Below are 14,037 nucleotides of genomic sequence, written 5' to 3'. Positions count from 1 at the left end.
CTCTTGTTCTGGTGTTGGGTAAAATCGGTAGCGATAGCTTTTCCATATCTCGCATTCTAGCATATATCGTGTAAATGCGCTAATATTTAACGGTAAAGCCGTCGTAGAACGACGGGGTTTCAGACCCAAATTTTCGATGACCTCCGCTATTGCTCTCGATCGCGTTTCTAAAATCTATAACAATCTCCCAGTAGTTAACGAGCTTTCCTTTGCCATCGAAAAAGGGGAAATCTTTGGTTTACTCGGTCCCAACGGTGCGGGAAAATCGACGACAATCCGCATGATTATCACCCTAACCGAAGCAAGTCAAGGAGAAATCGCAGTGGCGGGGTATGATGTGAAAAAATACCGCGATCAGGTGAAGAAAAATATAGGGGTAGTCTTACAACAGATTAGCGTTGATGGGGAATTAACCGTCTGGGAAAATATGGAATTTCACGGCCGGATGCACCATATCCCCAATCCCCAGAGACAGGAATTAATCGATCGCTATTTAGATTATGTCAGTTTAAGCGATCGAAAATCTGCCCTTGCCAAAACTCTTTCCGGAGGGATGAAACGACGTTTACAGATTGCTCGCGCTCTTCTTCACGAACCAAAAATACTCTTTCTCGATGAACCGACGGTCGGTTTAGACCCCCAAAATCGTCGTCGTTTGTGGGAAGTAATTCGCGATTTAAACCAGCAAGGAATGACAATTTTATTAACCACTCACTACATGGAAGAAGTGGAATTTCTCTGTCAGGATAACGCCACGGGAAAACTGGGCAGAATTGGCATTATGGACGCAGGCAAATTAATCGAATTAGGAACTATAAGGGATTTTCGCACTAAGTATGGCGAGGGTTTAGTTATCAAACAAGTTGGCGATAAAATCGATTATAAATTCTTCCCCACCGTGGCTGATGCCAATGCCTATCTTGACAGTTTGAGCGATAAAACTGGAGTAATGTGCCGTCCCTCCAATCTCGAAGATATCTTTGTGGAACTGACGGGACATCAATTAGATTAAATTCTTGGTTTGGCTGTTAGGAAGTTGTTCAGTTATCGGTCTTTGACTCCGGTTTTTCTGAGATTAGCTGTGTTTAAATCGGCATTTCTTGGCTCTTATCTGATGTCTATTTTATTGGCAAACCTGCTAGAGTCTAGGTCAATTAGCTGAGGCTGTCCCTAAAAACCGAGTTCAACCCTAAAAAAAGAGGCTTTTAGCGGTTTTTAAGCTTTTTGAGCCAGATAAATGGCCTAGGAAGGGAACTTTTTCCCGAGAGGGAGAGTCATCGGGAACTGGATAAAAACTAGATTCCCCTCTCGATCGATAGACAAAATTGACGGTAATCGTTTAGAATAAAGCACTGAATACTGACAAGATGACAATTATCCCTATGACCGATCTCCAGGCAAAAACTAGATGGTCAACAGCGCGGCGATATTACGAGTTGCTTAGTGTTTTAGTGGAACGTAATCTCAAGGGACGCTATCGGGGTTCTTTTCTGGGGGTTTACTGGTCCTTGTTAAATCCCCTGATTATGACTGCACTATACACGGCAATTTTCGGCACGGTTTTCGCCTCTTATTTTGATAATTCTATAGTTAACTATGTCCTAGCGGCTTTCACTGGTTTAGTAGTAATAAATTTTTTTAATGCTTCCACTAACCAAGCTTTACCTAGTATCGTCGGTAATGGCAGTATTCTAAATAAAATTCGTCTGCCGGTTAGCATCTTTCCCGTTTCTATGGTAGTGGCAAATATTTTTCAATTTGCTATTAGTATCTTTCCCCTTTTGGCTATAGTAACTCTCTGGAAATCTCAAAGTTTAATTAATGTAATTGCTCTGATTTTTCCTTTGATCGGTCTTTCTCTGGTTTGCACGGGAGTGGGTTTCTTTGTCAGTACCCTCTACGTTTTCTTCAGAGACTTACCCTATTTTTACGAAATTGTTTGTTTTGTCGCTTGGATTAGCAGCCCGATTTTTTATCCCCCGGAAATTATTCCTCCCTCCGTACAACCATTCCTCCTATTAAACCCATTATTGCCAGTAATCGAAAGTATTCGCCAATTGTCCCTTTCCCCCGGATTACCGGATTTTGGTTTGATTTTTCAATCTCTACTCGGTGGGATCATCATCTTAGGAATTGGTTGGACTTGCTTCCGACTCTGGCGACATTTATTTATGGATTTATTATAAATGACAGAAGTAATTCGACTCGATCAAGTGTCTCTCGAAAGACGTACTCAAGAAGAATTCTCCTACGATCTAAAAAGGACAATCTTCTCTATTCTTGAAGGTAAATATCGTCAACCGGCCAAAAAATTAGTTCTAGATGATATAGATTTAGTCATTAATTCTGGAGCAAAATTAGGTATCATTGGAGCTAATGGCGCAGGAAAATCTACTCTCTTAAAAGTTATTTGTGGTATTCTGGAACCGACAAAGGGACAGGTGAGAGTCAGGGGACAAATTGCCTCTCTAATTGAATTAGGAGCGGGTTTTGATCCAGATTTACCAGTAAAAGATAATATTATTCTCTATGGGGTAATGCTGGGATTTTCCCGTCAGGAAATGAAGGAAAAAACCAAAGATATCCTTGACTTTGCTGAGTTAGAAGAATATATGGGAGCGCCGGTGAAATCTCTTTCTTCCGGGATGGTGGCTCGTTTAGGATTTGCGATCGCAACAGAGGTTCACCCCGATATTCTTATTCTTGATGAAGTCCTTTCCGTCGGGGATGAAAGTTTTAAAAATAAGTGTAAACGACGGTTAAAAAAATTCTGGAATTCTAACGCTACTATTTTAGTAGTTTCCCACGATTTGACTTTAATTCAAGAGTCCTGTAACCAAGCAATTTGGCTGAATAAGGGCCAGTTGCAATGTCAGGGTGCATCGGAAGATGTAATCAAGTTTTATTTGGATTCCGTGCATCAAAACGAAGTTAATTTTTAATTAAGTAGGTAATCTTAATTAATTGTTAGATAGTAATAATGTATCTACGTTTTACTTAAGTAGCTGGTTATAATTAAATTAAAAATGGATTTTAGGTTCGATCCCCCCTGCCCCCCTTGATAAGGGGGGTGCCGATCCCCCCTTAATCCCCCCTTAATAAGGGGGGCATCTGATAATTTTTAACGCCTACCTACTTAGGGTCTGCTGAAAAGGTTTTCCCTGGTGGCAGGGTGTGGGGTTTTACCCATTTTCAGGTGGTCAATTACCTAATTTTCAGGGAAAAAGTCCCTGAATTTTCCCCCCAATCACTCCAAAGGTCGGCACTTTTTGAGGGAAAACAAGTCTAAAAACCCTATCCAACAAGGTTTTTAGATTTATTCAGCAAACCCTAAATAATTCTAAAACCGAAGGGATTGATGTTCTGCCTCGCTCAACAATCCAAGCCGCTTCAGCTAAAACAATAGCCGGTAAAACTAATTCACTGTTCGGGTCAGAAAGGATCGTTTTGGCATTTTTTCCCAATCGGGGATTCCCTTCTAAAAACCAAATTAAGGCGTGAGTATCCAGCACATATTTCATCGGTTTAAGACCAATCTAAGTGGTCATCTGCATCGCCCTGAAATTCGGCGAATGAAAAATCTTCTTCTGTAGATTGATAATCCCCCGTGAACATTCCAAAGCACATTAATTTGGGATATTTTTGGATTGGTTTATCTTCTAAAAATGTGATAATAACTGAACTTTCTTCTAGGTTATTGGGAGTTTCTAAAAGCTCGATCTTTCCTTGTCTATAAATGCCTTTAACTGATTGTAGCATTGACTTAGTTTCCTAATTGTTAATTAAGTTTTGGAGATAGTCTATCTAATTTTACCTTAAATATTTTCTGGAAGCATCTCAATTTTGCCAGTGGAGTGACAGCATAACCCCTTCCTATATAATAAAATGTTAAGTTTAGACTCGGCTTGAGCTATGTCTTTTAGCCTATAACAGTTTCTATCTTCTTGTCAAACCAAGGATTCTAACTATTTTTTGAGATAACTTTAAGTCTCAATATCTTCCTTGATTGTTACTATTTTTACATAACTACTCTAGGAGAGCCTTTATGGTTTATCTGAGTTAAGTATGCTAAAATGATAACACCGCTTCATTAAAAACTGATTTGAGCCAATTGTTTTTATTACAAATATTTTACACACTTCAAGCAAGAGGGCTACACCACTACTACCAAATCATTACCGTCCGCACCAACCACCATCGACAAAGAAGCGTCAGAAACTCGCCCCTTGGCGAAGCGGTGGGGAATAGTTCATTACTCCCACAGTTTTATATTTTCTTTAGAGATGGACTGTCCTAAAACCTGCTCAGAGCGGCCAAAAGTCAGAAAATAGAAATAAAGGTGCGATTGGAGAACTTGAGCAGCGATCGCACACATCAGCCGCCATTGGAGAAAGATAAAGTTATGGCAGATAACTACAGAAGTCGCATTGTTACCCAAGGTACCCAACGCAGTCCGAATCGGGCCATGTTAAGAGCGGTAGGTTTTGGGGATGAGGACTTTAGCAAACCAATCATCGGCATCGCTAACGGATTTAGCACCATTACCCCCTGTAACATGGGAATTAATGATTTAGCAATGCGTGCCGAAGCAGCCACCAGATTAGCGGGGGGAATGCCGCAACTTTTCGGGACTATCACCATTAGTGACGGGATTTCCATGGGAACAGAAGGGATGAAATATTCTCTCGTTTCTAGGGAAGTAATCGCCGATTCCATTGAAACCGTCTGTAATGGACAAAGTCTCGATGGAGTCCTCGCTATTGGGGGTTGTGACAAAAATATGCCGGGGGCAATGATTGCCATGGCCCGGATGAATATTCCCGCTATTTTCGTCTATGGTGGCACGATTAAACCGGGGCGCTACAAAGATTGCGATTTAACCGTGGTCAGTTCCTTTGAAGCCGTGGGACAGTACAGCGCCGGTAAAATCAGTGAAGAAGACCTCATCGGAATTGAACGCAACGCTTGTCCCGGGGCCGGTTCCTGTGGTGGAATGTTTACTGCTAATACCATGTCTTCCATTTTTGAAGCCATGGGGATGAGTTTACCCTACTCCTCGACCATGGCCGCCGAAGATGCGGAAAAAGCCGATAGTACCGAAGAATCGGCCAAGGTTTTGGTCGAGGCGGTTAGAAAACAGATTCTCCCTAGCCAAATTTTGACCCGTAAAGCCTTTGAAAACGCCATTTCGGTAATTATGGCGGTGGGAGGTTCCACTAACGCTGTGCTGCACCTTTTAGCCATTTCCCGCACCATCGGGGTAGAATTATCGATCGATGATTTTGAAACTATCCGGCAGCGTGTACCGGTTATCTGCGATCTTAAACCCTCCGGGCGTTACGTTACCGTGGATCTGCATAAAGCTGGCGGTATTCCCCAAGTGATGAAAATTCTCCTGGTTAATGGTTTACTACACGGGGATGCCCTCACCATTAGCGGTCAGACTATCGCTGAGATTTTAGCCGATATTCCCGACCAACCGCCCTCAGGCCAAGATGTTATCCGTCCTTTTAGCAATCCTGTCTATAAAGAGGGTCATTTAGCCATTTTAAAAGGAAATCTGGCCACAGAGGGGGCCGTGGCCAAAATTAGCGGCGTGAAAACTCCGGTCATCACTGGGCCTGCGCGGGTGTTTGAGTCGGAAGAAACCTGTTTAGAGGCAATTTTAGCCGGAAAAATTCAAGCCGGGGATGTGGTGGTTGTCCGTTACGAGGGACCAGTAGGCGGACCGGGTATGCGGGAAATGTTAGCCCCCACTTCGGCAATTATCGGCGCTGGTTTAGGGGATTCCGTGGGATTAATTACCGATGGTCGTTTTTCCGGGGGAACCTATGGCATGGTGGTCGGTCACGTCGCTCCGGAAGCGGCGGTGGGTGGTACAATTGCCCTAGTCGAGGAAGGGGATCAAATCACTATTGATGCTCGTCAGCGTCTCTTGCAGTTAAATGTATCGGAGGAAGAATTAACCCGTCGTCGTCACCATTGGCAACCGCGCCCCCCACGCTATAAAACGGGAATTCTCGGCAAATTCGCCAAGTTAGTCTCCTCTAGCAGTCTCGGCGCTTTAACGGATCTGAATCTGTTCTAAAAGTATAACTAGGGTTTGCGGCAAAAAGCTTTTCCTGGGGGCAGGGTGTGGGGTGTGGGGTGTAGGGTGTGGGGTTTTATCGATTTTCAGGTGGTCAACTACCTAATTTTCAGGGAAAAAGCACCCACTGCTCACCCAACACTCCCACTGATAACTGATAAGACTGACGGCTCTAATTAAGTAGGTGGGTGGAATTAAATATAAGATGAACGTAGGTTGGGTTGAAGCATGAAACCCAACCCCCGCATGGGTTACGCTACCGCTAACCCATCCTACAAATAATTGTGCCTCCCTACTTACTATCGATTAATAACTATGACCTATCTACTCACTGTCTATCGAGCGCTCGAATGCCGTCCGGATACCTATCGGGACTGGTATGACCAAGGCAATATTTTAAAAGAAAGAATGGACTATTTTGGAGCCTTAATCAGCTACGAAAAAGCCTTAGAATATTATCCAGATGATTATTGGGCATGGTACAAAAGGGGTATGATACTAGAAGACTTGGGAATGTATGAAGAAGCGGCTCAAAGTTATGCTAACGCCGCACAGGTAAAGGATGATAACTATTGGGCTTGGTACGATCAAGGTTGTGTTTATCTACAGGAATTAAAGGACTACGAAAAAGCGATCGCTTGTTTTCAACGGGCCCTAAGTCATAGTCCGGGGGACTATTGGGCTGCCTACCGGCAAGGGGATGCCTATCGATTGCTCAAAAACTACGAACGCGCTATCACTTCCTATGATCTGGCCTTGGGAGCGCGACCCCGGGATTATTGGGCCTGGTATCGTCGCGGCGACGCTTTCCGGGATTGGGGCAATCCCCAAGAGGCTTTATTTAATTATCGTACCGCCCTCGATATCCGACCGCAAGATTACTGGTCCTGGTACCAACAGGGTGTGATCCTACAGGAATTACAGCGTTTAACAGAAGCGATCGCCTGTTATGAAGAATCGTTAAAAATCGATCAAGATGATCGCTATGCGTGGTATAATGCCGCCTGCTGTTATGCCGCCCTCGGTCAACAACAAAAAGCGATCGACTGTTTACGCGAAGCCATGGACATAGAACCGGATATATGTGGCGAATTAGCGCGTAATAACTTTGTTTTCGATGGTTTAAGGCAAAATGAAACCTTTAATGACCTCTTGAGTTGCTATTCCCCCAGCTAAAATCTTTTTGCATTACCTAGGGTTTGCTGAAAGGGTTTTTCGTGGGGTGTGTGGGATTTTAGGCATTTTCAGGAAAAAGTGCCTAAAAATTCCCCCCGATTGCTCAAATGGCTGGCAGTTTTTTGACGGCAAAAAAGCCTAAAGATATTATACTAAATCCGGTTATCAAAAACTGATTATTTATTCTCCCTATTGCCTATTGCCTATTGCCTTTTGCCTGTTCTCATACATAGCCCATACTCAACGGATTTAGTATTAGCCAACAAGGTTTTTAGATTCATTTAGCCGGTTTGGATTAGCTACAATTGCAATTAGAGAAAAATTATTGAGAATCTTATGCGAGAACTAGACAGAGACAAAACCATCGAACAACTGAACGAAATCATGGAATTTGAACTAGCGGGAGTTGTCCGTTACACCCACTATTCCCTGATGGTGACAGGTCCCCATCGCATCCCTATCGTCCAATTTTTCCAGACTCAGGCCACGGAGTCCCTCACCCACGCGCAACAAGTCGGGGAAATTCTCACCGGTTTAGAAGGTCATCCTAGCTTAAAAATTGCCCCCATCGAGGAAAGCTATGAACACAATATCAAAGCAATCTTGAGTGAGAGCCTCAATCATGAGAAAAAATCCCTTGATTTGTACAAAGCACTCCTAGAAACCGTTGAAGATGCCAGTATTTACCTAGAAGAATTCGCCCGCGGTATGATCGGACAAGAAGAATTACACAATCTGGAAATTCGCAAGATGCTGCGGGATTTTGCTTAAGCTAGGATCAAAGCTAGAGTTTATCCACTAGCTTATGAATCTTAGTTCCGCTTTACCGACTTTTATTATCACTCTCCGGGAAGGTTTCGAGGCCGCTTTAGTGGTGGGAATTGTCCTCGCTTGTTTACAAAAATCGGGTCGATCGCAACTTAACTCATGGGTGTATCGTGGTATTGGTGCGGGAGTGGTCGCTAGTGTTTTGGTCGGTATTTTGCTAGGGGGAATCCTTTTGCAAGTGGATGCTTCTCCTAGTCCATTCGTACCAATGCTCAAGGAATTACTGGCCGCCACTTTTGGACTGATTGCCGTTTTGATGTTGAGTTGGATGTTAATTTGGATGACTCAACAGGCCAAATCTTTGAAATCTGAGGTAGAAAGTGCGGTAAAAGCGGGTTTAAAATCGGAAAATGGGGCAGGAAAAGCGATTTTTCTGCTCGTTTTTATCGCTGTCTTGCGGGAGGGATTTGAAACTGTCCTTTTTATCCTGGCCCAATTCCAAAAAGATTGGCAGATCCAAACCTTCGGTGCGATAGCGGGGTTAAGTATGGCGACTTTGTTGGGAATTCTCCTATTTGCGGGGGGAGTAAAAATTAATATCCGTCTCTTTTTCCAAATTATGGGGACTTTCCTCCTCTTAATCGTTGCGGGATTACTCATCGGTGTTTTGAAACATATCGACGCAGGAATCAGTCTTTTAAGTGAAATTGACCCTTTTTATCGCCATTTCTGTCCTTCTCTCCCCTCCTCCTGTCTTCTCGGTTTTCAAGTTTGGGACGGTTCCCAAATTTTGAGCGATCGCACTTTCCCCGGACTCCTCCTCAAATCTCTGTTTGGTTATCGTCAAAACCTCTATATCAGTCAAATTGTTGCCTATATCCTCTTTTTACTGCTTATCGGTGGCCTCTATTTCCAAAGCTTACGACAACGTCCTCTATCTACTTTATCAGGCCCTAGGGAATAGTTAAGAGGGAAATGGGGAAGTGGGGAAGTGGAGAGATGGGGGGTTGGGAATAATGAATTATGAAGTGGGGTGTGGGGTGTGGGGTGTGGGGTGTGGGGTGTGGGAATAATGAATTATGAATTATGAATTATGAAGTGGGAATTGGGAATTGGGGAGAATACTAACTCCTGACTCCTGACTCCTATCTCCTATCTCCTGTCTCCTGTCTCCTGACTCCTATCTCCTGACTCCTAACCCCACCAACAAACTTTTTCAGCAAACCCTAATCATGACTACTTGGCAATGTGACGGTATCCCTAAAGATGGTAAAACTTATCCGCAAGCGATTGCGGGAGGTCATGAACCCTGCGAAAATACTACTCCTGATTGTCCTATCTGTGGCCTACCTAGGGAAGCGATGGATCCCGTAACAACGACGGTTAAAACCACGGTGGTGGTGTCCCCGGGGGGTACAACTAGAGTCGGCCAAAAATCTAACTGGTTACTTCCCTTCGCTTTGATAATTACCGCTTTAACCGCAGGTTTAGGGGGTTGGAGTCTATTGCAAATGCTCATTCCCAAACCCGATACTTCCCCAGTTGTCGGGGAAAAAACCCCAGATAGGCAATCTAAGGCAACTTTTGTGAGTAATACGGCTAAAAATCCCGATTTATTTAGCCAAGGTGAGAAAATACTGCTTAATTCCACTCCTAATAAAGAAAAAGGCGCAGCGGCCTTTAAAAAGGAAGATTGGGCAAATGCGATCGCAGTTTACCAACTGGCGGCCACTCCCCAAGCAAACGATCCGGAGGGCAAAATCTATTACAATAACGCCAAAGCTAGACAAAAGGGTAATAAACATACTATAGCCGTCGTTGTCCCCATCGCTAACGACCCCAACAGCGCCAAGGAAATTCTCCGAGGTGTGGCAAGGTATCAAGAGGAGTTTAATAATTCTAATCCGGGTAATCCTTTGGAAATAGTCATCGCTAATGATGGTGGTGGGTTACAATCAAAAGCGATAGCCGATGATCTGATTCAATCCGGTCAAGTTTTGGCAGTTATGGGCCACGGAATCGATCCTTTTAGTCAAAAAGCGATTGAAAGTTACGAAAAAGAAGGATTAGCGATTCTTTCTCCCCTGACTACCAGTGTCAGTCAAACGGGAAATGCAACCCTGAAAACTATTCCCCTTAAAGATAAATCTCAGGAAGTTTTAGGCAGTTATCTGGAAGCAGTGGCCAAAACTTTGGCTAATTATGCTAGTCAGCAAGAGAAGTCTCCCTCAGTGGTTCTTTTTTATAATTCCGATAGTCCCTATAGTCAAAAATTAAGGGATTCCTTTGCTAAAGCAATAAAGCAACCAGGAGGCAAGATAGTTAAGGAAATAGACACAACTAAAGCCAATTTTAATGCTAAAACTGCCATAGATCAGGCAAGACAAGCCGGCGCTAAGGTGGTATTTTTGGCCTTGAGTAAAGATGGCGATCGCATTGATCAAGCCGTGGCTATTGCCCAAGAATCGTCTGGAATGCTATTATTAGGCGGAAATGAACTTTATACACCCGATATCCTTATTCAAGGAGCAGATAGCATCGACGGATTAGTTCTAGCAGTACCTTGGAGTTTCCAAGCAACGGATCCTTTTGCTAAAGATGCGCTGAAAAGTTGGCGCGGTCGCGTCAGTTGGCGTACTGCTACCGCCTACGATAGTATGAAAGTATTAGGGGAAGCGATCGCTAAAAGTTCTGACCGTGCTACTGTAGTCGAAACTTTAAATCGAGGAATCACCTTGCAGGGAAGCACCACGGATTTTAACATTTTTAATCAAGTTCCCTTGGTGCGTGCTAATCGCGGCAATGAGGGGCCAAAGGGTTCTCAATATCAATTCGATCCTAAGTAGGTAGGCGTTAAAAATTATCAGATGCCCCCCTTATCAAGGGGGGATTAAGGGGGGACTAAGGGGGGATCGGCACCCCCCTTATCAAGGGGGGCAGGGGGGATCGAACCTAAAATCCATTTTTAATTTAATTATAACCAGCTACTTATCTAAAATAGATAATGTGATGTCGAGGAGTAGAATCAAGTCTAATTTTATGAACAATATCTTACCCATCCTAGCTTTGTTAATGTCGGTGTCGGGAATTGCCGTGTCTTTGGGACGGGAGGAAGTCCGATGTCATCTCGGTTTAGAATCGGCAGCCTGTCCCCAGGAAGAACAAAAAACCAGGGAAGACACCCCCGCAACTACCCCCGCAACTACCCCAGAATCTCCCCGGATAGAAGAAACTCCCGCGGAAAGTACCCGTAATATCGAACCTTCCCCCGAAGTTTCCCCCTCTCCTGAAAGGGAAACCCCGGTGGAATTCACCCCCATCCCGGAAAATAACCCCAGTCCAGAAGCACCCCCCGAAAATCCCCCCACCTCAGAAACCAAAGCGGTGGAAAAAACTCCAGATGCAGAACAAAGTCCCGATGTCAATCCATCTAAAGATGGAGAAACTGAAAGTATTCCATTAGAGGTTATTCCCCCCGGACAGTAAAATCGGACAAAATCAATTTCTGGTGGGGTAGGGTTGATTCATGAATCAACCCTACAGATCCCGGACAGTAAAATCGGACAAAATCAATTTCTGGCTGAGGATAGGAACTCATGCAAGAAGTAGTTATACTAAATCTGGTTATTAAAGACTGATTATTCATTCCCCTTTTTGCATGAGTGCATGAGTAGAAAACGGGTTTCTCGGAGAAACCCGTTTTCTGTGCGTTACTCAACGGATTTAGTATAACTACTTAATTTTTCTGCTGCTGTTGCTGATTAGGTAAAAACTATTTACTTTTAGTCAAAATTAATTAACTTCTAATCCCGGAATGCTTAACTGTTCGGTTTTTGGCTGTGTTTCCCCCAGATAATCCCCCTGCAACATATTAATTAAACAGCCACCAAGATGATAGGCCATATTCACGGGAACCGCGTTACCAATCTGTCGATATTGAGAGGTTAAATTACCGGTAAATTGCCAATCATCGGGAAAGGACTGCACTCGTGCATATTCTCTCACAGTCAGAGGACGAGTTTCTTGGGGATGACATCTTTCTGTTTGGGTTTGTGCCGGACTACAGGTAATAGTTAAAGCCGGTTCATCCCAAGATAATCTTTTAGCATATCCTGTCCGTCCGCCGTGATTTTTGAGACTATTTTTCATATATTCTTTTTGAATATCCATCGGCAAATTCCGCCAATTTCCTCCTGGGGGAACTAAGGACATAATCTCTTTTTTTCTTTCTTTATATTCTACTCCTGGAGAACTTGGACAATTCTCTAGAGCTTTTTTCAGAGAAATAGTATAGTTTCTATATTGGGGAAAAATCGGTTTAATATTTAGGTCTTGACGGGTGGCGATAATAATTAATCTTTCTCTTTTTTGGGGAACATCAAGAAATTGAGCCGATAAAACTTGATAAGCAGCATAATAACCGATTTCCTGTAAAGCTTGCAGCATTAATTGCAGAGTTTCTCCTTTTTTATTGCTTAATAATCCTCGAACATTTTCGGCTATAGCGATTTTAGGTTGCACTTCCTGTAAACAACGAGCAAATTCAAAAAATAGGCTTCCTCTCAAATCTTCTAATCCTTTTCCTAACCCAGCATAACTAAAAGGTTGGCAGGGAAAACCTCCAGCTACAATATCTATTTTGTCTCTAAAATTGGAAAATTTAATCTTTTTTATGTCTTGATTTATAACATTCCATTGCGGTCGATTAAGTCTTAAAGTATTAACACAATCTTGATTAATTTCCACCAGTAATTGCGTTTTTAGTCCCGCATTTTCTAAACCTAAAGCCATACCACCACAGCCAGCAAATAATTCGATAACCGTGTAATTAGTTGGCTCAACAGTTTGTAAAATTCTCAATTCTCTGGGGGATTGGTTATTTTTAAGATTGGTTAATTGCTCGAGATCAAATAACCAATCAACTTGATTGATTTTCTGACCTTTGATTAATTTTTTCTTTTGCCATGTTAGTATTTCTGCGGTAGTTACACCGAGAATATTAGCGGCTTTTTGTAGATTTACCTGAGTCATAACCAATAATTAACAACTTATCTACCTCTCTATTATACATCAAAGTAGCTAAACTTGATAAAGTTTTTTTTCGATTTTCCTGACTGTCATCTTTAACTTATTCAGGATAGTTTCATAATCTAAGTCCAACATTGACCAAAAAGCTTGCCCTGCTAATAGCTCAATATTATTCTCTTTAGCTTTGGTTTTGCTAATTGTCCAAGAATTGCCCATATCTAAAGCAGCGGCAAAAACTGAGTTAGGATTTATTTTTAATTCATTGATACTCCGATCACTCTGGCTACCAGTAAGAGTATCTTTTTTAGTTTTTAATTGAGTGTATTTGATTATTCCTTGATTAAAAACTACTAAATCCACACCTTTGATTTTAAAATTTAGAATTTTTTCTGGTACAAAAACCTGTGAACTAATAGAAGCAATTTCTTCTAAAGTATGACCTAGACTTTCCGAGATAAGATTGACATATTTATTCGATAAGTACAAGTTTTCACATTGAGCAAACTCAAAAATATTTTTAAATCCTTTCTTCTTTTTGAGAGATATATTTTTAAAATCCTGTTTTTCTTTCAGGATTTTTTCAACTACTTTAGACTGGAACTCCTCCAAAGCATCATCGATTTTTTGATCCCTATTGTCTGCAATGTCTGTGTCTGTTTTTCTATTTTCTTGAAAATATTCAAAAATGAAATCATCAATTAGACGACAAATTTGATAAGTATCTACCAAGTCATGAGTAACAAAGGTAGGAATTTTGATCGCAGGTTTCTGTAAATTAATTTCTTCTAATAATTGGGTCAAGTTATGGCGATAAGAGTATAAATAGCTCATTATAGTTAGGGTTTGCTGAATAAATATAAAAACCTTGTTGGATAATACTTTTAGACTTTTTTGACCTCAAAAAGTGCCGACCATTGGAGTGATTGAGGGGAAAATTCAGGTACTTTTTCCCTGAAAATTAGGTAGTTGACCACCTG

Annotated in this window: 14 protein-coding genes; 9 read left to right on the top strand and 5 right to left on the bottom strand. The window is 42.2% G+C overall.

Features of this window, described 5'->3' with window-relative positions; genetic code table 11:
* The coding region (locus O9332_RS28025; protein ID WP_353852197.1) for a helix-turn-helix domain-containing protein at window positions 1-63 on the bottom strand (63 nt) is incomplete at its 3' end.
* A 73-nt stretch (window positions 64-136) separates the two neighbouring features.
* On the opposite strand from O9332_RS28025, the gene O9332_RS09965 reads away from it, so the two are divergent.
* The 3 genes from O9332_RS09965 (at window position 137) to O9332_RS09955 (ending at window position 2,942) form a co-directional block, all read left to right on the top strand.
* A complete protein-coding gene (locus O9332_RS09965) occupies window positions 137-1,012 on the top strand; it encodes an ABC transporter ATP-binding protein (RefSeq protein WP_288025226.1) in 876 nt (291 codons plus the stop codon).
* Window positions 1,013-1,382: 370 nt separating this feature from the next.
* Window positions 1,383-2,186: an ABC transporter permease gene (locus tag O9332_RS09960; protein ID WP_002758790.1), complete on the top strand. Its 804-nt coding sequence runs from the start codon at window positions 1,383-1,385 to the stop codon at window positions 2,184-2,186.
* Complete coding sequence (locus O9332_RS09955) at window positions 2,187-2,942, top strand: ABC transporter ATP-binding protein (RefSeq protein WP_002758792.1); 756 nt, start codon at window positions 2,187-2,189, stop codon at window positions 2,940-2,942.
* A 378-nt stretch (window positions 2,943-3,320) separates the two neighbouring features.
* On the opposite strand, the gene O9332_RS09950 is transcribed toward O9332_RS09955, so the two are convergent.
* Together O9332_RS09950 and O9332_RS09945 are read right to left on the bottom strand one after the other, a co-directional pair.
* Window positions 3,321-3,521: a type II toxin-antitoxin system VapC family toxin gene (locus O9332_RS09950; protein WP_002763255.1), complete on the bottom strand. Its 201-nt coding sequence runs from the start codon at window positions 3,519-3,521 to the stop codon at window positions 3,321-3,323.
* Between the two features lie 4 nt (window positions 3,522-3,525).
* Window positions 3,526-3,759 carry a hypothetical protein gene (locus tag O9332_RS09945; protein ID WP_002763254.1) on the bottom strand — a complete coding sequence of 78 codons (234 nt, stop codon included), beginning with the start codon at window positions 3,757-3,759 and terminating at the stop codon, window positions 3,526-3,528.
* Window positions 3,760-4,402: 643 nt separating this feature from the next.
* Here O9332_RS09945 and ilvD point away from each other — a divergent pair.
* From ilvD to O9332_RS09915, 6 genes are all read left to right on the top strand, one after another.
* Entirely contained in the window at window positions 4,403-6,088 is a 1,686-nt protein-coding gene (gene ilvD / locus O9332_RS09940) for a dihydroxy-acid dehydratase (protein WP_288025222.1), read from the top strand.
* A 315-nt stretch (window positions 6,089-6,403) separates the two neighbouring features.
* Window positions 6,404-7,264: a tetratricopeptide repeat protein gene (locus tag O9332_RS09935; RefSeq protein ID WP_288025219.1), complete on the top strand. Its 861-nt coding sequence runs from the start codon at window positions 6,404-6,406 to the stop codon at window positions 7,262-7,264.
* 336 nt (window positions 7,265-7,600) lie between these two features.
* Window positions 7,601-8,035 (top strand): ferritin-like domain-containing protein, encoded by a 435-nt coding sequence (locus O9332_RS09930; protein ID WP_002731529.1) that lies wholly within the window; start codon window positions 7,601-7,603, stop codon window positions 8,033-8,035.
* Window positions 8,036-8,069: 34 nt separating this feature from the next.
* Window positions 8,070-8,996, top strand: coding sequence for an FTR1 family iron permease (locus O9332_RS09925; RefSeq protein ID WP_288025216.1), 927 nt, complete (start codon window positions 8,070-8,072; stop codon window positions 8,994-8,996).
* A 268-nt stretch (window positions 8,997-9,264) separates the two neighbouring features.
* Window positions 9,265-10,878, top strand: a complete 1,614-nt coding sequence (locus O9332_RS09920) for an ABC transporter substrate-binding protein (RefSeq protein ID WP_288025213.1) — start codon at window positions 9,265-9,267, stop codon at window positions 10,876-10,878.
* A 193-nt stretch (window positions 10,879-11,071) separates the two neighbouring features.
* Window positions 11,072-11,518 carry a hypothetical protein gene (locus O9332_RS09915; RefSeq protein ID WP_043999476.1) on the top strand — a complete coding sequence of 149 codons (447 nt, stop codon included), beginning with the start codon at window positions 11,072-11,074 and terminating at the stop codon, window positions 11,516-11,518.
* Window positions 11,519-11,824: 306 nt separating this feature from the next.
* Here the strand turns inward: O9332_RS09915 and O9332_RS09910 are convergent, their stop codons facing one another.
* Both O9332_RS09910 and O9332_RS09905 read right to left on the bottom strand, forming a co-directional pair.
* Window positions 11,825-13,063, bottom strand: coding sequence for a DNA cytosine methyltransferase (locus tag O9332_RS09910; RefSeq protein WP_288025210.1), 1,239 nt, complete (start codon window positions 13,061-13,063; stop codon window positions 11,825-11,827).
* A 48-nt stretch (window positions 13,064-13,111) separates the two neighbouring features.
* Window positions 13,112-13,891: a hypothetical protein gene (locus tag O9332_RS09905; protein ID WP_353853421.1), complete on the bottom strand. Its 780-nt coding sequence runs from the start codon at window positions 13,889-13,891 to the stop codon at window positions 13,112-13,114.
* Window positions 13,892-14,037 lie beyond the last annotated feature (146 nt).

This window comes from Microcystis sp. LE19-10.1B (assembly GCF_027530565.1).
GTDB classification, from domain to species: Bacteria; Cyanobacteriota; Cyanobacteriia; order Cyanobacteriales; family Microcystaceae; genus Microcystis; species Microcystis aeruginosa.
Note: the sequence above shows the minus strand (reverse complement) of the source record. Positions and strands in the feature narration are given on the sequence as shown.